At 49.7% G+C, this 21,346-nt stretch carries 8 protein-coding genes, 1 tRNA gene and 1 pseudogene; 5 read left to right on the plus strand and 5 right to left on the minus strand.

Translation table 11 applies throughout. The annotated features are described in order from the left end of the window. Positions 1 to 859: 859 nt before the first annotated feature. Together BLP45_RS07605 and BLP45_RS07610 are read left to right on the plus strand one after the other, a co-directional pair. Positions 860 to 1,555, plus strand: coding sequence for a helix-turn-helix domain-containing protein (locus BLP45_RS07605; RefSeq protein WP_090371388.1), 696 nt, complete (start codon positions 860 to 862; stop codon positions 1,553 to 1,555). A 103-nt stretch (positions 1,556 to 1,658) separates the two neighbouring features. Beyond that, positions 1,659 to 1,964, plus strand: coding sequence for a hypothetical protein (locus tag BLP45_RS07610; RefSeq protein WP_090371389.1), 306 nt, complete (start codon positions 1,659 to 1,661; stop codon positions 1,962 to 1,964). A 1,038-nt stretch (positions 1,965 to 3,002) separates the two neighbouring features. Here the strand turns inward: BLP45_RS07610 and BLP45_RS07615 are convergent. The 4 genes from BLP45_RS07615 to BLP45_RS07640 form a co-directional block, all read right to left on the minus strand. Further along, positions 3,003 to 3,497 carry a hypothetical protein gene (locus tag BLP45_RS07615; RefSeq protein WP_090371391.1) on the minus strand — a complete coding sequence of 165 codons (495 nt, stop codon included), beginning with the start codon at positions 3,495 to 3,497 and terminating at the stop codon, positions 3,003 to 3,005. 500 nt (positions 3,498 to 3,997) lie between these two features. Beyond that, the gene (locus BLP45_RS15090) at positions 3,998 to 4,096 is read right to left on the minus strand and encodes a recombinase family protein (RefSeq protein WP_371128740.1); all 99 of its coding nucleotides are present in this window, start codon (positions 4,094 to 4,096) and stop codon (positions 3,998 to 4,000) included. A 22-nt stretch (positions 4,097 to 4,118) separates the two neighbouring features. Then, positions 4,119 to 11,960, minus strand: a complete 7,842-nt coding sequence (locus BLP45_RS07625) for an RHS repeat-associated core domain-containing protein (protein ID WP_090371395.1) — start codon at positions 11,958 to 11,960, stop codon at positions 4,119 to 4,121. A 2,537-nt stretch (positions 11,961 to 14,497) separates the two neighbouring features. Next, the gene (locus BLP45_RS07640) at positions 14,498 to 14,806 is read right to left on the minus strand and encodes a hypothetical protein (RefSeq protein ID WP_090371401.1); all 309 of its coding nucleotides are present in this window, start codon (positions 14,804 to 14,806) and stop codon (positions 14,498 to 14,500) included. 114 nt (positions 14,807 to 14,920) lie between these two features. On the opposite strand from BLP45_RS07640, the pseudogene BLP45_RS07650 reads away from it, so the two are divergent. From BLP45_RS07650 to BLP45_RS07660, 3 genes and pseudogenes are all read left to right on the plus strand, one after another. Next, positions 14,921 to 16,054 (plus strand): annotated as a pseudogene (locus tag BLP45_RS07650) (IS3 family transposase). Between the two features lie 311 nt (positions 16,055 to 16,365). Then, the gene (locus tag BLP45_RS07655) at positions 16,366 to 17,028 is read left to right on the plus strand and encodes a hypothetical protein (protein WP_143002421.1); all 663 of its coding nucleotides are present in this window, start codon (positions 16,366 to 16,368) and stop codon (positions 17,026 to 17,028) included. Beyond that, entirely contained in the window at positions 17,025 to 20,492 is a 3,468-nt protein-coding gene (locus tag BLP45_RS07660) for a tetratricopeptide repeat protein (RefSeq protein ID WP_090371407.1), read from the plus strand. Before BLP45_RS07655 ends, BLP45_RS07660 begins: the two co-directional genes overlap by 4 nt. A 711-nt stretch (positions 20,493 to 21,203) precedes the next feature. Here the strand turns inward: BLP45_RS07660 and BLP45_RS07665 are convergent. After that, a tRNA-Ser gene (locus BLP45_RS07665) sits at positions 21,204 to 21,293 on the minus strand. Positions 21,294 to 21,346 lie beyond the last annotated feature (53 nt).

A 21,346-nucleotide genomic window follows, 5' to 3' on the forward strand; every position in this document is an offset into this window, starting at 1 on the left:
TAGCAGAACTTGGATTAATGGGAGTCATGGGAAGGCGTAAAACAAATCGTACATCTTAAAGTCATTAGATTGAAAGAACTGCAAACCTGAAATATAAGATTTACAGTTCTCATTATTTAGTTTTCAGGGTTGAGCTTCATTTTAAGATTGTCGGCACCAGCGCAGCCCTGCCAGATGCTGCTCGGCCGCCTTGACGAGTTCGCCTTTCTTGAGCTTCGTCTGCGTCTGCGCTACCTCCGGTGACACCGCCTCCGACACGATCCCGCTGACCCTAAAAAACCCTCGGTCTCAAGCCCCAAAAACGAGCCGGTGCTTATAGTACCGGAGGATCCCCTACATCTGGCGTTGGAGAAGGCGAAAGCCTCGATGACGGGCAAGGAGTGGGCACAGCACGTAATGAGGACCTCTCCCCCGATCCGAGCTCTTCCAATCCGACAGCACCGTCGGTGGAGACCAGATCTCCGACGGACGAGCAGAACGAGGAAGACGAGAGGATAGCCAATCTCAGGGGCCGCAGAAGTTACTAGGTCGGCACGAATCCCTCGTCGGTCTACGCCCGATATCCCCAGGTTCCAACCCATCAACCTCGGACGGTCCAGCCCTGCTACGCCAGACCTAGTCGTAAAAGCCAACGAAGAAAGCCGAACGAGCATTCGAACACGTTCACGGATGGAACGCGTAGCACGGCATCCAAGGCGGGCATGGGAAGGCGCTATATTTACAAAACTTGAGGTTTAACCTGATGTGCGCGATATTTTCTCTATCCACCTGTCGGACGACTGTCGGGCTCCTGTCGTGTTGCCCCTGCCGCTGACTCCCCATACTTCGCTGTATCTGTTTAAAACAATGAGGCTACGAAATGACTGCTCCCGAAAATACTCAGCAAACTCGCATGTTGACCCCTGCTGAACTGGGCATATGCATCAAGCTGTTCCGTGAAATTCGACAATGGTCGCAGGATCAACTGGCCGAGATGTCGGGCCTCAACGTGCGAACGATTCAGCGAGTCGAACAAGGTTTGTCCGCCAGCCTCGACACTCACCGCGCCCTCGCTAGCGCGTTCGAGTTCGAGGATATCGATGCGCTCAATAAGCCGTTCACCATCCCATTCGAAGAAGAACTCAAGGCGGCGAAGGACAAGTTCGATAGGGAGCACGTCACCTTGACGGCGATCCAGTTGACCACGGGCAAGCAGTTTGCCAAGCTGGCGGAGACCTGCATGATGGATGTGTCGGAACCGGCCTTCGAGCTGATCCGCGAAGCGGACGTGGCCTTTGCCGCGCTTGTGGATTATTTCCGAGAGTACCGGGATTTTTACGATCTCTACACCGAAACGCGGAAATTTGAGGTGTACGACGAGATGCAATCCCACATCGACGCGCTCAAGAAGCTCGGAGTCTCTCTATGCTACGCCGAGCGCAAGATGCAGGTGAAACGGGGTTCGGGCCCAGAAAGCAAGCCAATTTCGGTCACCGTGCTGTACGTGGTCGGCTTTCCACTGGGCAAGGAACCCGAACAGTTCGCGACGCCGAAGTCTGGTCGAATCCGCCTGTAGGGCGAAGAACGCAAGGGCGCCGTTCAGTCAAAATATTAAATGTCACGAGAAAGAGTCACTCCACATCAACCGCTCAAGCCATTGCTAAATTTGGAGCCAAGTCATGTTGAACAATCTTTATGGTAAATGGAAAAGCCGCACCAGATATCCATCTTATGCTGATATGCCAACACCATTGGTTTCTTTTTTTGCTGCCTGTGGATTTTTGGTATCCGGATTTGACGCATATGTACTGGCAGGAACAATGCCCCTCTATTTGGAAGAGGCTAACAGTATTCCTCTAGGCTCGTGGGGCTTGAAGGGATGGCTGTTAACTGTATTACTAGCTTTGCTCGGTTTAAGAATGTGGTTTTTTGGTTCACTTGCCCTGCGATGCAACAGCATTCTTCGTGACAGGCTATTCAAATAGTATCGAAGATTCCAGATGAGCGTATTAGTTGGACCAGAAGAAATCACCTTGTCTGGATGTTGCCCTTGATCCGCAAACTTGTGGATTACTGGGAGATTTACGGATAAAAAAGAATTTTCCTGCTTAAGGATAAATTGGAAGAGGCGTCCATTTTCAAAGGAAAGGGTACTTACCTTTTTGCCTTAGTAGCTTCATAGATCGGCCAGCGTTACCCGAGTATAAATAAACAATAGCTTCCTTACCGTAGCTATTGTTTTATTTGTGCCCACGGTCGTTCATCTCTCCTCACAAGCCCGAGCATGCCCTTGACATTACGCGCTCGGCGATCCATGGAATGGACGAAGCGTGTCCCTCACGAACGTGGTTGAGGGCTGCCTAGAGTTGCAGTCTGTTTGTATCCTTGCCTGATGCTTTATCGGTGAATACCTCATTCAGGCGAACACCGTCGAGCTGGCGCTCGGCGTTCTGGTCAAGTGAACCCGCCCGAATGTATCCGATTCTTTGATCGGATCATTGCTCTCTTCCATCCATAAATGTCAGGTTAGATTCTGTGACCTTCGGTACCGGCTGTCGATTAATATCATTCTTAATGCTAAATTGACATTAAAAGAGGGGAAAGTGTCAGGCGTGTTCTGTCCGGTTACGGTGTAGCGCAAAATGACACTAACCTGTCCCTCAGTAGTCGCCTTAGCTTAGAGGAATAAAATACGGAACCACTTGTGGCAAATACCAAGACCTAAGCCATATGCTGTGTTGCAATATTGGGAATGTGACTGGGAATGAGAACTTCATACGTCGACTAAGCAAGCACTGACTGCTAGAGCGGGAGGGAGCGAGTGCGGCCCGAAGCAAAGCGCAGCTTTTGAGCTTTGGGCCGAATTTGTGGGTTTGCCAATTTTAGGGTTTGCTTTCGATTGTCCCCAAGCAAGGGATTAATGTTGTCGATTATTTTTATATTTGCGTGAGCACTTCGCAGCTTTCATACCGCTATCACAGCGCCAGCCAGGAACTTGACTAGAGATTCTCCCCTGTCCACCTTCAAGGCCGAGGATTAGCCAGTCTAGAAAGACGTTTGGCATCTTGCGGGTCTTGTGAGGAGAACTGAAACCAGTCCGTTCTGGATCTCCGCATGTTTGTAAAGTCTCGTTCCCGTACTTCCGGGGTTTTTAGCGCATTGAGTTTGTCATACGCTTCCCGCGAAGCATCTACAATAGGCTTCCATTCTTTTATGGCTCGTGGAACGATGGTAAAACCAGAAACATTTAAAAAGACTTCGTTATTTTTTGGAAACTTGATATTGGGAAGGCTTTCCCATCCGATGGACCAGCAAATGGGCTCATTATTCAATACTTTCCCTCCATTCGATTCCATCTTCGCAACAAACCAGGGAAGTTCGCAGACATCGCTATGCGTATTGGTAAGGTAGAAATAATTGGGTTTAACGTCGCCTTCATTGACAAACAGCGCATACCAAATATTGGTCGCATAGGCCGGGCCGCATAGCAGGGTTGACACGAGTAGAAGATATTTCATGATAATCTCTTAAGTCTTCATACGGCTGGAAAGAATGGCTCAAATCAGCCCTTTGCAACGGCGCGTTTACCGAGATTTATTCTTCCCGGCCACAACCGCAGCATGCAATTTTACGCGGAACAGACGGTCAGAACAATTCGGAATTCAGAACCAATCGACTCTGACCCCTGATCTTATGCCCGCCCCGCATTAGTAGAGTCACGTCACTCGTGGTTCCAGGGCGCATCATGCATAAAAAGCAGAAGACGCTGCCGTCGCAGTGCACCATGCCTTCCGCTTCGATTGCAGCCTCGTACAGCACTATGCGGATAGTTTCCCGAAACCTATTTTCAACAATCGGCGGCTACCAAAGTTCGCGGCTCACAATGCGAATACCGACGGACACCCACTGCTGTTGCTCTTTTTCTATTGTCGAGCCGAAGGGCAGCGAAGATGTGGAAGACCAGTTTTCCGCTGGGAGAACTGGTATCGATAGGATCCTGCACGGACTTAAGGCCTATTCACGGGTCCTGAAATGGTTCGATCGTCTCGATGAGTTGTTTCATGGAACGGGCAAGCCTATCAGGTTTCCAGACTACCCGCGCATCTCCCTTGCGCATGAAGGCGAGGGGAACTGAAGAATCATCTGAATAGGGGGTTCAGTAACTGTTCCATTTCCAGCCTGAACGTCCCCCCAAAATCTTGCGATGTCAAAAAAACCTCCGCTCCGGAATCCATGTGCCCCCGCACAGCCCCTGCGTTGTAACCCGGAGTCCATCCCCATGGCCTGTCTATTGTGTAGGTGCCGAAATTGTTTCGAACATACTGGACGTTTCCCGGGTATCTTCCAAGAACAAGCGTTTTGCCGGCCGAACCAAGATCGTTGCCGAGCGCGTGGCCCTGGGACATGGTAAGGCGAGGTGTTACGGTTGATTCGATTGCTGCTGGCCTCATCCTTGCGCCCCAAGCCATATCAACTCCTATCGTCTCCTCAACTCCTAATGTCGCCGCCCTGACCAGTTCCGCCTCTTCGAGCGCCACAGTACGTGTCAGAACACTCTTACCCTGGCCTCCAGGAGTAAACATAAGAAGAAGAGGTGCGGTTCTGTAGAACATATCCTCACGCTCAGCGGCATGTATCCGGGGAGCCAGCGTGGGGATCTGCTTGGCAAGTAACTCTCTATTTGTACTTCTTTTGGGGAACCGAAATCCTCCAGCGGAAGAGGCAGCCTCACCTGTATTTTCAGTCTCTATCTGTTCAGGTGGCGTGGGAAGCCAGTATTGGGTTGGCTGAGGATGTTCGCGTACAAGTGAGATCATCTGTCTAGTGCCGGGTTGCGATGCCATTGCTCCTCTATCAGGAGGGTCGGATGAAGGAGCATCTATTATTTCGTAACAGGCTTGCTCTCCACCCGTACAGCCAACCTCAACCATTTCCAATCCCATCGGGTCAGTACTACTCGCTACCCGCCCCTTTACGTAGGCATACGGGTTCAAATCACTTCCGAATCCATGGACGGTTCGCGGATCGGCACTCATGAACCTGCCAAGATTAGCTTGATAGTACCTCGCTCCAAAATACGTCACGCCTACCTCAATGTCTTCCTCCTTTCCAGTAAATTTGTAAGGTTCCCGAAACCCTTTCCATATCGATGGCCGATAGTCGTTTTCAACAGCTCCATAAGGCTGGTAGGTTGTCAGTTCCACTAGCTTGCTCGAAGCATGGTTAATAGCGATGGAACTTGAACCGAGATGATCTCCAATGATTAGGTGCATGCCAACACGTGAATCGGGTCCTTGATGAGGAACTGTATCATCATCCCAAAATGCGTGGCCTATCCCTCCCATATACACATGAACGTTCTCCGGCTTTACCTGATAATTTCCATCAATAGAATTAAACGCTGCGCGATCAATACGGAAGGTGTCAAATATTTTCAGGCTGTGTGTAGTCAAACCCGGCGCGTCAGTAGCACTTTTTATGACCCTCGACTCAAGCGAATAGCTGTAGCTTATATCCCAAGTGGGTTTTCCGAATGAAGGCCCAGCTGGTGAATCCGCTACGGGAAGCTTGTTCCCATCAAAATCCCAACGGCGAGCACGTACCAACTGGCCAACCTCATTCCAGTCATAGAGAAACCACTGAGCACACTTATTACCTTCTCCGCCCAAACACTTACCTGGACGCTCTATTTTCAATTCAGACAAATTCCCTGTCGGGTCGTAACGTACATTAAGGCCCTCACCCGTCCGAAGCTGATTAGGTCCATCTTGGGCAGTGCCGTAGCCTAATCCAGTTCCCAATGACCGATCAAAACGGGCCTTAAGATCGTCTTCCCATCCTGTGATATTGCCCATTCCATCATATTGAAATGTCTGCTGGCCTATGCGGCTTGACAATTCGCGCTGAGGAATGGGCCTACGATCATTTGCTTTGGTTTCCGCCTCGAATGGCGATTGCCAGGGACTACTTGCCCCATCCCAGTTTATATTGCTGCTGTCCCTGTAACTATAATCGATGCTTGTGAGACGATAGTGATCATCGTATTTCATGTTACGCCGAAGTACTGGCTTTGCATTTGAGGGTAATCCTTGAAACGAAAAACGGTGACTTTCGTCCAATATTGAAAGGGGATTGCCGGCATCATCATAGGAATAACGATAATCAAAGTGACCAATGGAAGCCCACTTCTCAAAGAAGGAACCCGAAAAAGGGGAAAGCGGGTTGGATAACTTATGCCTGCTGAGGCGACGCCATTCATCATAGGCAAAAGTTTGCGTTGTTCCAGTTTTGTCGCCGTAGATAATACGAGTGGGTGCCGCCTCTACGTCGTACGACATTTCCTTAACGATGGTTCCATAAGAGCTATCGATTCCTAGTAGTCGCCGATTTGGCAGATAAGAATAACGCTCTTCACTAGTCCCATTCATAAGGAAATCTTCTATATCTACGCCAGTTGTCCGCCGAGCTAACTGATCATCGAGCTCATAATCCATCCGGGAGATAAACCAATGGGGAGCGTAAGGTGAATTTGAATTTATTCCTTCCGGGTTAGCAATCTGCCGCGATATACGGCGAACTCTATCACGGGCATCATAGTTAAAGCGTGTATGGCTACCGCGATCGCGAACAGCGACGAGATTGCCCAAAGCGTAATTGGGATTATCATTGAAGCCAACCTCTGGGCTGACTTGGCCGGTCTCATACGTATCATACTGGTAGAAAGCTTCGAGACCAGCGCCGGTACCTAAATTCGGTACCGTATATGCCACGTGGGATGGAAGACAGGGAGAATAGTCTTTTCCCCTAACGCGCCCTAAACCGTCGTAATAGAGGTTGACGCCGCAACCACGGGCATCACTTGTTCCAACGAGCCGCCCAGCGCCGTCCCAAACGTATCGCCAGTTATTCCCGGTATTAGGCTCCATATTAAGCACGAGCCGCCCTAAAGTATCGTATCTCATCGTCCGCTGGTAGGTGCCCCCAGCATGAATGCGGGAAATGGCCTTTGGCTCGCCGGCGGGTGAATACTCTACCTCGGTGATTACGTTCTCTAGGTGAGGGTATTCAACATGTGCGAGATTTCTTTTCGTGCGACCAAAACCATCTATTTCACTACGCGCAAACGCGCTTCCGTGAGGTCCCGCTTTAAGTTGTTCAGCATCCCGAGTCTCAGTCGCAAGAGGAAAATATGCCTTACGTAACAGTTCGTGCGAGGTGGCACCCCCTGCCTTCCAAAGGGATACCGCTCTCCCAAAGTCATCGTAGCGATGCTCAAATGATACGTTTTCTTGTGGGACTTGAGGGGAAATTGCTTGCGTGGCAACGCGAGTAGGATCACCAAAAAACAACCATGAACGGCGAGTATTAATTACCTTGTCGGCAGCGTTCCGCTGCTCCCAGCCACTAAGTGACCATTTGTCGCCTGCTTCAAGATCAAAATTAAGAACTGGTCGATGCAGCCCGTTCAAAACCATGACGGATCGAGTTTCAATACTTGGGCCCACCATCCTGCGAATATCAACATAATTCAACGAACCGAAATTCAAAGGACTAGAGTCCTTGTAAGTAATAGTAGCGCTAAGCAGTGGCTCTGTGTCTAATGCCGCATCAGGGTTTGGCAAGAAGATTTGAAGAGGCCGGCCGAATGGATCCAGAGTAATCTCCTGGAAGTGGTGGTTCGGCGCAATTGACTTAACAACCTGCTGGAAGCCCCGATCAAAAATATTCTGTGTTACGAGGCTCTGCCCACCGCATCCGTTATTAAAGCGACTGGTTTTGCGGGGCAGGTGCCTGTAAAAATCATCATATTCATAGGTTGTACAACTGAGCGGTCGATTGTCTGTCGATACGCCCCCCACGATGAAGATAATGTTACCCGAGATGTCATAATCCAGCTGGGTAAGCATATGCCAACCTTGTTTTAGTGATTGACCTGGTGCATCTTTGGCAAAAAGCGCTCCCGGTTTCGCATGACTGCGTTGAAGGAAATTTGCCTCTTCGAGCCAGCCCTCAACAGACACAATGTCGCCAGACCCGTTGTAGTTATAACGCATTTTTCGCAGGGGGAAGGACGGTGCCTTAGGATCCCAAACCGTTATGAACTCTGGTCGACACTGCCAATTAGCGTTACATGGCATGACGCCCGTATAATCGGGGCGAGAGGGACCATCCGGGGTTGACGAATCTTGCCCAGAAAACAACGTAATGGAAACTGGGTCTGCTTCAGCACCGGCCCTGCTATCCTCATCAATGATCGAGCCGTCATTCGTAATCTTTCTGACGTTCCCAAGGTCGTCATATTCAACGGAACTACGCAAGTGTTTTCGTATATTGGGCTGGCGCCATGGGTTTTCCTTTTTATCTCCACCTGCCAACTGCCGCGATTGCTCGCCATCGTGAAAGGCTGGCTGAGCATCGTCATAGAGATAAGTATGGGTTTGAGCAGGATATGAGAATGTTACCCGTCGGTCCCGATCCGACTTCTGGAAAAGAAAGTGAGTGTTGTAGTCGAACATCTTCGTCCAAAGGAGCTTTGTTTCTTTTACATGCGGTATACCGGTTGCCTTACTCCAGTCATCTAGCACAAACCCTTCGAACCATAGGTCTAAACTGCCTCGATCGATTCGAATGGGGCGGCCGGAAAGAGACTTATGGTCATCATCATCGCTGCCCTTAGGGCATAACGGAGCTTCCGCATCTCCTTCCCCCCTTCCGTGGTTGTTCTGACATGGGCCAAACCAATAGGTCGTAGTCGTTACTGCTTTTTCATCCCCTTGTTGCACTCCAACTCGCCGAAAACCCACGAAACTTTGGGACCAGCGATCATATGCAGGATCCCTATAGAAATATTGGGTGACATATCTGAACAAGAACGGTCTTTCCATCCTTTTCACGTTTTCTACGCCGGCACTATACGTGTCCCTGGTAACAACTTTTGTAACTACATTCGCGACAACTGGGGAGTGGTACTCCCATGCCGCCTTGGTGCCCCTTGCAACCAAGTCGAGTTGTTGGATAGTATGGTATTGGATGTCTGTTGTTGCCCCATAGCCATTATGAACGCGTATCAGCAGGCCAGGACGGGGAGCATCTCCTCTATCATGGTTTGAGGTCCAAGGGTCGCTGGTATTGGCAGTCACGAATGAACCTACATATGCGCCGCTCGGCGTTAGAACAACCAGATCATCTATACCATCGGCGGTCATGTCGGCGAACGTTAACCTATATCCGTTCGGGCCATACTTACCCATCTCAAAGGTTCCGGTCAGCTCGTCTATAACTACCCCAGCCAAACAATTTTTTGTTACACAAGCAAACGTCCGCCCGTCTTGATTAACCCATAGAAATACGTTTCCTGTGTCCTTATCAAATTCCACAATGTCTGCAAGGCCATCGCCAGTTACATCACGGAAATAAAGTTCCCGATCTATTTTTGTATCTGTTGGTGAACCGTGAAACTCGATCGCATAAGCGGTAGTAAAGTTTCTATCATCTACTATCAGGCACGGCCAAGGCTGCATCGTATCTTCGCACCCAAAATTGCCTTTACCATTACCTGGGCGAACGTGAGGGACGCTGTTGGCTGGGTTATAAGTAACCAGATCTATCAATCCATCGCCGTTAATGTCAACATAAAAAAAATGTGTAGGAAATTCACATCTAATATAGCCTTCCGGAACCCCCAAATCTGGAATGTCCTCCTCACGAGGAACAAGTAAGTTATCTACGCAAAAGAATGGTTTTCGCCAAGGGATAGCAGTTGGAGCCAAGCTGGAGACGGAATTATACAAATCGACAGCGAAAGGAATTTGAGCAGGACCTGATCCACCCCCCGGCAAAGGGACATTTTTTGCGTACCGTTGGGTAAATGAAACAGAGGCTCTTTCCAAGTCAGCCCCTCGCTCGCCGGTTCTGCTAAGTCGGTCAGTCAATCCATCTCCATCAATGTCCACGTACCAGCGAGGGGGGCTTGCGCCGTATTGAACCGCATCAGACGTGAAATCTGGATCGCTAAGCGAAAGCTTTGCCCAATCTAAGTCGTGAACTTTCTCCCACTTCCAGCGAGGATAGAATTGCGATTCCACGAAATGTTCTGGGTCGCAGCCCAGCCCCCCCTCCCATTGAAGAACTTGAGGTTCATCCAAGAAATCGATACCGGCAATCGTTATCCAAACCATTGAAAGGTCAAGTTCTTTCGCCTTGTAAGGAGCAAATTGGGCGTTGCTCCATGCCACAACTCCTTCTCCCCACTGTCCCACTAATGTGGCGCCTCGATTATTACTAAAGAACCCGGGAGGGCGTCCAAGATTGAAGTATGTTAAGCCTGTTGGATCATCCGCTCGCCCGGCATCCATACATTGATATTGAAGCTTGACTCTACGCTCTCCCGGCGAAATTCCTTCATTCAGATATCCAGTAATAGGTCTTGTGCTTTGCGATGCCAATTGGATAGTTGCGCCTAGGCTACTTTCGATATAGTTGCAATAAAATTGGTCTCGATAACCTATAGTTATTGGGGCTCGGGCTTTTAAATCTTCGAAATTCGTACAAATCTGTGTATTCCAGCTTTGTATAAAGTCAGGCAACCCGTCCATATTGAAGTCAACAATGCCGATACTCTGATTATATGGAAAGACGATCTTGTCATTAAATGGCTTTGGAGGCCGTCCCTGAACTGAAGTAAGTGAAGCGGCTCCAAACGAGATGCCCACTTCCTTGTATTCAAATGTCGTGGGTGGCAAAACCTTATCGGCGTTTAAACCGCGTTTAGCGTCCTCTAAAGATTGACACCGTTTTAATGGAATATCCCCATTTTCATCTTCGAATTGACCGCAGCGACCTTCCTGGCGAATCTCTTTTAGAAATGAGTGCTGCCAAAGCTGAAACCCTCCACTAATCGAATTGAACTTTGTGGAACCCTGGGATGGCGCATAATGTAGCCAATAGCTACGGATGACCTCGCGTGGCCCAATGCCAGACCAAGGCATGCTTGCAACAGAGACACGAGTTAGACGTAAATCTGGAGTTGCCTTAAAAGGATCTGCATAGAAGGTTTGAGGGAAATCGGGAAAGCCCCAAGTAAGTTGCGTGTGATGGGCAAAGCTCAAATCGTTGCCAAGCTCACCTGCGCGCTGCGTGTCAAAAATGTCCGTGAGGTACAACAAGCCACGCTTACCCAGTTTCTTCCACCGGTATTCGATATAGTGGGGTATTCGAGAGAAGTTCGGTAACTGATAGGCTGAGTGTAGCTCATCAAGATGACGAACAAGACGCCAGCGAAGAATTGCATTTTTATTATTTGAGACATGCTCCACCCCGTATCCACTTGAATCACCGAATTCAAGTACCTCTCCTCCTTTTAGTTGAACCCTCCAGTACTTTCTATCCTTTGAAAGGTAAAACCGCGCGAACTGCCCCTCGACTTGAAGACGAAAATAAAGCCAACCATTCCCAGCTGCTCCCCAGTCTGGAACATGCTTCCAATGTGGCTTCTCGTCATCTCCGCAATGCGGATCCGTAGGTGTCTGCGCACCTGGTAAACGACAGATAAGAACAAGGGGTTGTCCATTAAAGGTGTAGCGATGATCTTCATTGGATAGATGACTTGAGGCATCTCCGCGATATTCACCACAAACAATGGGAGTACCATCGTCTTTGAAACAGGGATTCCCCGAAAGGGGTTTTCTCTCGATCACAGGCAGGTTCAGTCCCCAGCCATACCCCGCCTCTCGATCGCGTGTGGAAGAGTTATAGCTCAAAGCAAGGGTAGGTTGAGGACGTCCGCGCGCGCTTGGCAGGTTGAATGAGTAGTTATAGGTCATGGCCCCCGTCATACTATTGGGCCCCCCTCTGCCAGATCCTTCGCCAAATATCCCTTCGGCAGTTTCACCCGGAGCACTTGTGGGATCGGCATGAGCTAGCGAAGCGAAGAATAGAGCTAGTATCGCTACGGATATCGGTCGGATGCTAAGAATAGACATGGTTTTCCAAAAAATGTGCTGTTTCGGCGAAACATGCTCAATCAGAGCAATACGTTTCTAAGCTCCACTCCTGCCGAGGGATAGGCCACAGACGGCTGCTCGGAATCGATTGCCGAGCCCACGAAGCCGGCGGGACGTACTCGCATTTCCAATTCCCGTGCTAACATCAACCGGTGCAGTTAATTCACCCACGTTCTCAGTATAGTTAAGATTCACCAATGTTCTTGTCTAAATTCATCAAGCGTCGACATACCGGTCCTTGATGTATGCTTCAAAGTCACTACATAAAGGATAATCTTGCCGATTCCAGACAACATCAAAAACTACGTCGCTTGGACGTTCACGGGGGTTCTACCAGGAACGTTCAAGCGAAACCAAAAAAGTTTTCGCTCAACTTAATTATCCGATTCTCACCCCTTTGCCGAATTTAAAGAGCAAGACTCGGCCAATAGAGGAATGCGAGTCTGAGGGGCCATTTATATACTTCGTGTTAGACGGGGGTGAGCGTCTTTGCTATCTCGGGAAGTCAAAGGAATCCAGCGTTATTAAGCGATGGGTGAGACCCGGCATTGGCGGGCCGGCATCGCACTATTGGACGCATTCCATCCCATCAGGCGGCTCAGTATTCAACATTGCCAGCGGCCTGCTGTGTGGCGAGGGACCCTTTACTCTACGCTACGCAACGTATTCGGCACTTTTGCTGGTGTATGGGAAGCAATTTGGTATTTCGCACGAGACGCTAAAAGGATTGAAGCTCATGGAAGACGGGCTTAGAAGCGTCCTTCTGCCTATATGGAATAAATGAATTTATTGGTTTTCCGATATTCTCAGCCATTGGCCTTGCTACATACATTTCGCCGAGTGATGACGGGATACTTCGCTTTTCATCATTCATGGTTCCGGCCGAGGTGCCGTCGTTACGGAGGAGTTCGACATTAATACCATCACTGATGCGACTGATGCGTACAGCGTTCCAGATGGGACGGACATCTTGACTGTCAATATACTTTATAAATGTTGGCTGAAAACCCGCCGTAAATTCCCGATACAAATATGGTATTACCTGCGGATCCTCACGTCCGGCTTCCAGTGTTTCCCCCTAAGAAAAATGAGTCGCTAGCTTCCTTTTTCCGGAGGTTTTCCCATCTCACGAATGTAAATAAATAATTTCAATAATATGCTATGCGCTTTCGATAACTTCACCGGGCAACCATGTTACAAATAAGAGCCTGTTTCTGGCCTTGTCCCGCCCATAGAACTAGCACCTGAAGCCTCAACGGCTCATGTAGGCGGCTCACGAGCGAATTGGGACGAATATTCTCGCTTTGATACCGTTCAAACGCACGTCGTAGAAAGACATGATTAGGGGCAAAGAAACCTGAGGCGAACGATGGAATTGAAGGCAGGTTGGAACGTGCGATGTCGCAGCAATAAAGCATCAGTCGGGAAAGTTAGGACGTCACAAGGGCTCAAGGAAAGCCGATATGGATGCGCTGGCCGACGTGGAGGCGCGTATCTGATCGAGTTGCTGAGAGCGTCAGGGCTCGTTTTGAGTACCATGAAAAAATAGTCATGCTATTAAGATACTTGGATAAGAAATAGGCAGGAAGAGTCACGACGCTTTGGTGAGCGCGTGGGAAAGCAATTCGACGAGAGACAACGTTGACGTTGGTTGACATTCTCTGGAACCAGCCGATACTCAGCCTACTACTACACCCCTACACCCGAAAGCAATAATAACAGCCGCGCCTAGGATAGGCTAAAACGAACGTCTCTTCTAGCGTCGCAGTTCTTTGCTATGCCATATCACTAGTACCTTGATGCACCCTTGTAGGCCTTAAATTTCCTTTTACGCCCCATCTTGTGCCGCCACGAAGGATGTAGCTGTGTCAATAGCGGATTGGTCTTCATGTCTGTTTGGACATAGCTAATCTCGGCCAAGCTCAATCCCAGTGCGGACCCAACGATGACGTCAAGATCATCAATTGTAACCTCCAAATCGACCCTTGCTTGCGATGTTTCAATTCAATCGAGTAGCGAAGTGGGCTCATCGCTATCGTTGGGAATCGGCGCATTTGCCAACCACTGTGCATTAGGCAGTTTCCCCGAACCGAGCAAGCTGTTTGCGTGCCATAATAGCCAGCGTCGAAGTTGTGGCTGCCTGACATAAAATTCGCAACCTACTCCTGCCAGGGTGGGCGCGGGAGCCAGTGGAAACAAGGGAGATGGAAGGGAGAATAGAATCTTTTCATTGAATTCCAGCGCCTCTACCCCCGTCCAGTCAGTATCCTTTGCAGGCCATGGTACGTCAGTTTGGGCGTGAAATTACGTTAGACTCGAGCATCCACTTCCCATCCCCATCGGCAATTGACAGTACTGGAGGACTTGAACTTTAGTGCCCTGTCAACAACGAAGGTGGCGCATCGAAGATGCCAGCTCTCTCTGCCTCAAACGTTCATAGATTAGATCTCGCGGTCGGAGGTCTGTTTCGCTAAAAAGCGGTTAGTGAACTTTAGAAGTTTATGATTTATGAAAAGCTAGGCCTCTTTATGCATTTCTTGTGCTTTTCCAAGAAATCCAATCCACCCCTTTTCTTTTCTTGCTTTGATAGTGTCATAAATTTCCTTCAATAAGCCCCCCGCCCCAATAATGTTGCCGACATATGGGACGAGCCCCACCAGAAACATCGCTGTACTCTTGTAAAGGCCTGTGGTTTCGAAATGCTGTTGGACGACTTGACAAGTTATCTTCTCAAATTCTTTCGACAATTCCGCGACTCGACGATCCACATCACGTATATCATCAATGGATACAGTCTGAATCTTCTTCCGATATTCTTTGAGCAATCGATCACTGCGAATGGACTTCCCCCGGTCTAGTGGGCAAACCGGGGCTATGATTGGACTTCCCCCGGTCTAGTGGGCAAACCGGGGCTATGATTTGAGCTTAGGAGGAAGTCCATGAGTACACCGCGTTTTACCCCGGAATTTAAGGAAGAAGCAGTTCGGCAGGTTATTGAACGGGGATATCCTGTCAGCGAAGTTGCCGGCCGTGTTGGTGTGTCGGCTCACAGCCTGTACAAATGGGTTAAAGCGGTCGCGCCCGACAAGACGGAACAGAGAGCCGGTGAACTACTGGAGGCCAACAGCGAGATTCTAAGGTTGCGAGCACAACTGCGCCGTACCGAAGAGGAACGCGATATCCTAAAAAAAGCCGCGCGGTACTTTGCCAGGGAATCCGAGTAAGGTACCGCTTTATTAACGAGCATTGGCATGAATACCGGGTGACCACGCTGTGCCGGGTGCTGCAAGTAGCGCGCTCGGGGTTTATCAGTGGGTGCAAAAGCCCATGTCGGATCGTGCCGTCGAGGACGAACGCCTGCTGGCCTTGATTCGCGACTCCTATACGGCCAGCGGCAAGGTCTACGGCTCTCCGCGTGTGTTGGAGACCTGCGCGAGGCGGGAGAACAATGTGGCAAACATCGGGTGGCTCGGCTGATGCGAGCCCATCAGATCAAGGCTGTTCGCGGCTACAAGGCGCCCCGGCGCATTGCAGGCAGACCATCCATCGTCTCACCCAATCGCTTGAAGCGGGAGTTCACCGTTCAGGCGCCCGATCAAGCATGGGTAACGGATATCACCTACATCCGCACCTGGCAGGGTTGGCTGTACCTGGCGGTAATCATGGATCTGTACGCCCGCAAGGTGGTCGGATGCTCCATGAAGCCGACGCTGGCTCGAGAGCTGGTCCTTGATGCCCTGTTGATGGCCGTGTGGCGACGTAAACCTACGCAACCGGTGGTCGTGCATTCGGATCAAGGCAGTCAATATGGCAGTGACGACTGGATTCGCTTTTGCCGTTCCCACCGCTTACTGCCCAGCATGAGCCGGCGCGGAAATTGCTGGGATAACGCGGTGGCCGAGTCCTTCTTCAGCAGTCTGAAAAAAGAACGTATCCGTAAGCGCATCTACAAAACACGAGATCTCGCTCGCGCCGATATTTTCGATTACCTCGAGGTCTTCTACAATAGGAGCCGCCGACACAGTCATCTGGGCGGCATGAGTCCCGAAGCGTTTGAACGCGCTTCGTTATGAGGCCAGGGAATGTCTACCGTTCCGGGGGAAGTCCAGTATCGAAAGCGATACAGGTCCGCCGGCACAACGCGCTGTATGGGTGTACGGATTCCAAACAAATCCACCTATCAGCTGAAGCAAGAGTCATAATGGCGTTGTACAAGTCGCAGCAATTATCTAAACAAGATAAGGTGCTTAATCCAGGCTTTAGCAATCCTCGCACTAAGCGGCGTCTTCATGCTTAACGCCCGAATACCCACACTGATTCTCGGGTGTACCTCGCTACAGTGGTAAATACTGCTGAGTTCGATAAAATCGAGTGATCAGCGTCGTTGAACGATAGCGATTGGAACCCGCGCTTGCATACTGTACCATCCGAAATACCACTGCCAAAAAATGAAGGAGACTTTGAACGAATGTGCGTTCAAGTCTACGGTGTTGTTTTCGAGGATCCAAAACCTAAAATTAATGGCCGACGAGGGCAAGCTCAAGGGGGCGTTGATGTCTTCGTCAATGCTAAAAGTATTGGCCGCATCGGGGTTCAATGTAAGAAGTACTTCAAGATTGAGCTTGAATTCAAGCATGTCGACGACGAGGTTAAGAAGGCAGATAAATACAAGACTCCTATTAAGATTCTGATTATCGCTACAACGTCACCAAGCAGTGCACCCCTTCTTCACCAGGTCCAGGTGATGTCAGACGCAAGAGAGGCTCAAGGGTTATTTACCGTTGAGGTCGAGTTCTGGGAAGACATCGAGAACCGTATCAACAGCTTCAACGCACTCCTGGATAGTTATGCACCTCATTCAGCCGGTGCGGCGTACCACCGTCTTGAGCAAAAGTTGGACAGTGTGCTACCAAGGCCAGATAGCATTCCACTTCCCGCTATCCAATACATGCCACGACCAAAAGCTTTGAGATCCTATCAACCGGGCGAACTGACTCAGCTAATAAATTTATTTCGGCACAACTCGACCGCACGAATGACCTGTTGAAAGCATGTCGCTATAGAGACGGCCTCTCACACGTTACTGCAATTGGCAAAGATCTTGAGGCTTTCGATGCACATCAGAAGGCCCGTTGGCATTTACAGCGGGGCCTCTGCTTGTGGTTAAGCCGTGACGATGTCAAGGAAGCGGCCAGTCTTTTCCAAAAGGCGGCCGATCTCTATCCGGATGACGAGCGAATAGCTGCCGCCCGTATCCAAGGCTTTATACTCGATGAGGATATCGATGCCGCCCTCGAAGCTGGCCGGCTAGCCGTAAACCGGTTCCCTGTCTCACAACAAATATGGCTTACATACATTAATGCGAGGATGACAAACGGTCAGGTAGTAAGCCTGGTGGACGTCCCCTCTCATATGCGGGAGGAGCCCGATGTCTTACACATGTTCGCTGTTGCAGCTCGAAGACAGGGCGACTTTGCCGAGGCGCTGCATCTGTCCGAGAAGGCGGCAGCTTACCCCGAAGCGGGCTTCTTCATCCGGATGACGACGCTGCAGTTTATAATTGAGGACATTGCAAGGAACCCTGTAGCCGCAATGTACGGACTGGTGCCAAAAAATCGACTTGAAGCTTTAGATCGGGTGACCACACTGTTTGAACCACGTCATGAGCGGCTCTGGTCGGTGCAATCCTCAGCTATGGAAGAAGCTGCAGCATGTATAGGTTTCGCATTTCTCTTAAGAAAGGACCCCAAAAGTGCCCTAAAGCTTACTCAAGAAGCCGCAACACGCGAGATTAACTCCAAAGAGCTGCTCCGCATCAGCATACAAGCGCTTTCCGAACTCGAGCGTGGTGAAGAAGCACTGGAACTTGGGCAAGCACGTTTGGCAGATCTGACCTGTGAGTCAATTGTAGTGGTCGCCGAACTGGCTGCGAAACGTGGAGATATCAAATTCCTAGGAGAGGCTGTTGCTCGGGCAAAGGGTTGGTCATCTGAATGTCCGGCGACGTTAGACATTCTTTCTGTGTTTCGATGGACCGCTCTCGCTCGTGGTGGAGAGAAAGACTGTGTCATTAAGGAAATTGCTGACGCAAAGATTGCGGCAAATGAGAACCTAATTCTGATCTGTGGTGCTGCGCGTGTGTTGTCCACCGTCGACCGTCCGCTAGAGGCTGCCGAATTGATTGACAAGGCTAAGTTACTTGTTAATGCAGACAGCTCTGAATCAGATCGGTTTATGCTCGCCGAGTTACTCTTCAAAGCCGAACGGTGGATGGAGGCTGCTGTACTTTATGAGCCGTTGACAACGGCGGGGCAAATATCCGATCTCCACATTAGGCTGCTCACCTGCTACGTTAAAGCCGGCAGCAGGAAAAAGGCAAAGGAGTTTTTGAATCAGTTACCTCATGATTGGGTGGAGAATGACGAGATACGTGCCTTGGCAATGAACCTCGGACAAAACGTTAGGGACTGGGCATTTTTACTTCCATTAGCCAATACACAGATCTGTAAGGCGCCGGCTGAAGCTATCAGTTGGTTGTTTAAAATTCATATTGTCCGTCATGTCGAAACACCGGCAGCCTTTCAAGACGTGGTTCGTCAGATACCGGAAGGACTCAGCGGCTCTATCCGAAACTTAGCGCAGCTTGCCGGCCTTGAACTCCGATACGATGAGGTATCGAGGGGGCTTAGACGGCTGTACCATATAGTTCGGAGCAATTTCGATGAGCCAGAGGCACTTTCGGCATACTTTATTAGTGTCATGGCAGCTCCCAGTAATCTTCCACTCATGGACGACAACCTATCCACTGTGATTGCAGGAAGCTCCGTTATACTCATGGATAATGTTGGTCATGAACTGCATGTGGTGATTGATCCTTCAGACATTGGTCCACTTCCGAAAAGGACGGGCTTTTTCGAGCCAGACTCTCCCGAAGCCGTATTGCTCATAGGAGCCGCGATCGGCGAGACAGTGGATGTGCCAGAAAAAGCCTTCGGTGGTACACAAAAATACACCGTGAAGTCGGTACAGTCGGCATATAGGTGGTTGCTCCAAGTCGTAACAGAACGTGCTAAGAGTTTTGGTGGCCTCCCAAGCCTGAAAGCTGTCCCGGTAGGAACATCCGGTGACGTCGTCAAGGACCTCGCTCATATGCACGAGGAGGTCAAACGCAGCACGGAAATTATCCGACAGATTATCGAAGCCTATGGTGCTGGACATTTCACCCTTTCCGGCCTTGCTGTAATGCTGGGAAGGTCTCCTGTCGATGTTGTTTCCGGCTGGCCTTCAAATGCACCACCTATTTTCGTAGGTATGGGGCTCGCTCAGGAAAGGGATGACGCCTTAGCCGCCTTAGCTCGTACTAACGCATCTTATGTGACTGATTCGCTGACTTTGACAGAACTGGTGAATTTAGGGGCTCCAGAAGCGCTTGCCGCGCTGCCGAAGATCTACATCTCGCCCGTCACAATGGCAACTCTAGAAGAAAATCTCTGCAACGCGGAAGAGGATAAGTCAGCTGGCACAGCCATAGACATCGACGGCCAACTCTGCTTCATCAAGTTCGATGAGAAAGTTAGAGAAGGACGAATTGCATTCGCCACAGAACTGGTGAATGCTGCCAAGAAGTATTGTACCGTTCAACCGGCATATGGAGAGTTGACAGCGCCGGCAGAGGTACCTCACTTCGTGGATAAATTGCAGGACGAGGAACGCGAGTTACTCTTGCTGGCACAGGACTGCAACGCAACTCTTCTAACACTTGATGGCCGTCTACGCCTGATCGCTAAGGTCGGTGCTGAATTGAATGGAGTGTGGCCCCAGGCGCTGCTCATGCATTGTTTACGCACTGGCCAAATTTCGTCCTCCAAAGTCTCTGAATTTAACGTCAAACAATTTCTGACAAACCGCAGGTTTGTTTCGATCGGTCCACGCGATTTGATTTGGATGGTTATGCAAGGCAGCTACATTCAACAAGGGATACAAGCCGTCAAGCGGCATCTGGAGAACCCTGAGACCGAGGTCGAGTCCGCGATCACCGTCGCGCTGAAGTTCTTGAAGGCGCTTTCGCAAGTGAATTTACAATTGGGCGCGTTTGGCGAGCTGTTAGGACATATTGTCGAGCCGATTCTCAGACGGAAAGATTGCCCCCCCGGTTTTTATTCGACAATAGATGAATTTGTGTATAACTTGCCAAGGGAGGAGGCTCGCATAGCCCATTTATATCCCCCAGTAAATTGGATGCAAGAACGTAGAGTAAGTTTGCATCGAAATTATCTCGCTGAAAGGCTTGCTGAGGTCAGCGAACGTGCGAATAGCCCTATCAAGACACGTCCGATTGCAGTACGTATCCTCTACTGCACCAAGGTACCCTATCTGATTCTGGATAAGAGCATTTCAAAAGTTGCATCCAACGAGACTGTACAGGTAGGAAGTAATCAAACGCCGTCGGAAAACCTCGAGTCGTTATCACAGACCTCCGCAGTTAACTCTTTTGGTCTGTGTACTAAATAGCAGGGCACGACCCAGCAGCGCCTATCTATGGGGGTAATTTTTGAGGTAGCTCGTGTTTTTCAAACTGTCGAGACTTCCATATGACTGACTGTTTCTCTAACGAGATTTGTACGAGTCGCAGCAACTTTTTAAATGGGTAAAAATACGGGTAAAAATTTATGCGAAAATGTCTGTGTAATTCCTGTGTAATTGAGCAGCGAAAATTACACAATTCACGAGAATCAAGAGAACTAATGCAGATATGTCTGGCAGTAAAATAGTCAAAAAATTAAACTGTTGGGAATAATATAGAAGCCATCAGATAATCTGAATGCTGTTAATCCGCAGGTCTCAAGTTCGGAAGCCTTCTCGTTCGCTAGCTCAATAAAGTTGATGAGGGCGAGTATGTAGGCCGCAAGCGTGGTAACAAACGTGGTAACTATGCGATGTCTTCCGTTGAAAATAGCGTAAATACAACGGATTGCATGTTAAATGTGGAGGACACCCTCTCACGCAGGGGACTTTTATAGTTTGCAATGTAACCGCTCATCGGCGGGCTCGACAGACTCGAACGCTGCCTATGAAGTAAGATACCAGCTATTTGCGCATACCTGAGTGTCAGCCAACGTAAATTAAATACCGGTATAAAGCATGCGGTAATTGCAAGGAATGGGGGGCTTAATGGTGGGTAATAAAAGCAATAGCCTTGAAACCGCGTGCTTCCGAGGTCTCTGGCGGAGGCGGTGAGATTCGAACTCACGGTAGAGTTGCCCCTACGGCAGTTTTCAAGACTGCTGCCTTAAACCGCTCGGCCACGCCTCCCAGTTGCTGGCACGAATAATACCTTTTTAGGGCTTCTTTTGCCAGCCATGCCA

The sequence above is a fragment of the Nitrosospira sp. Nl5 genome (assembly GCF_900102495.1).
Classification (GTDB): domain Bacteria; phylum Pseudomonadota; class Gammaproteobacteria; order Burkholderiales; family Nitrosomonadaceae; genus Nitrosospira.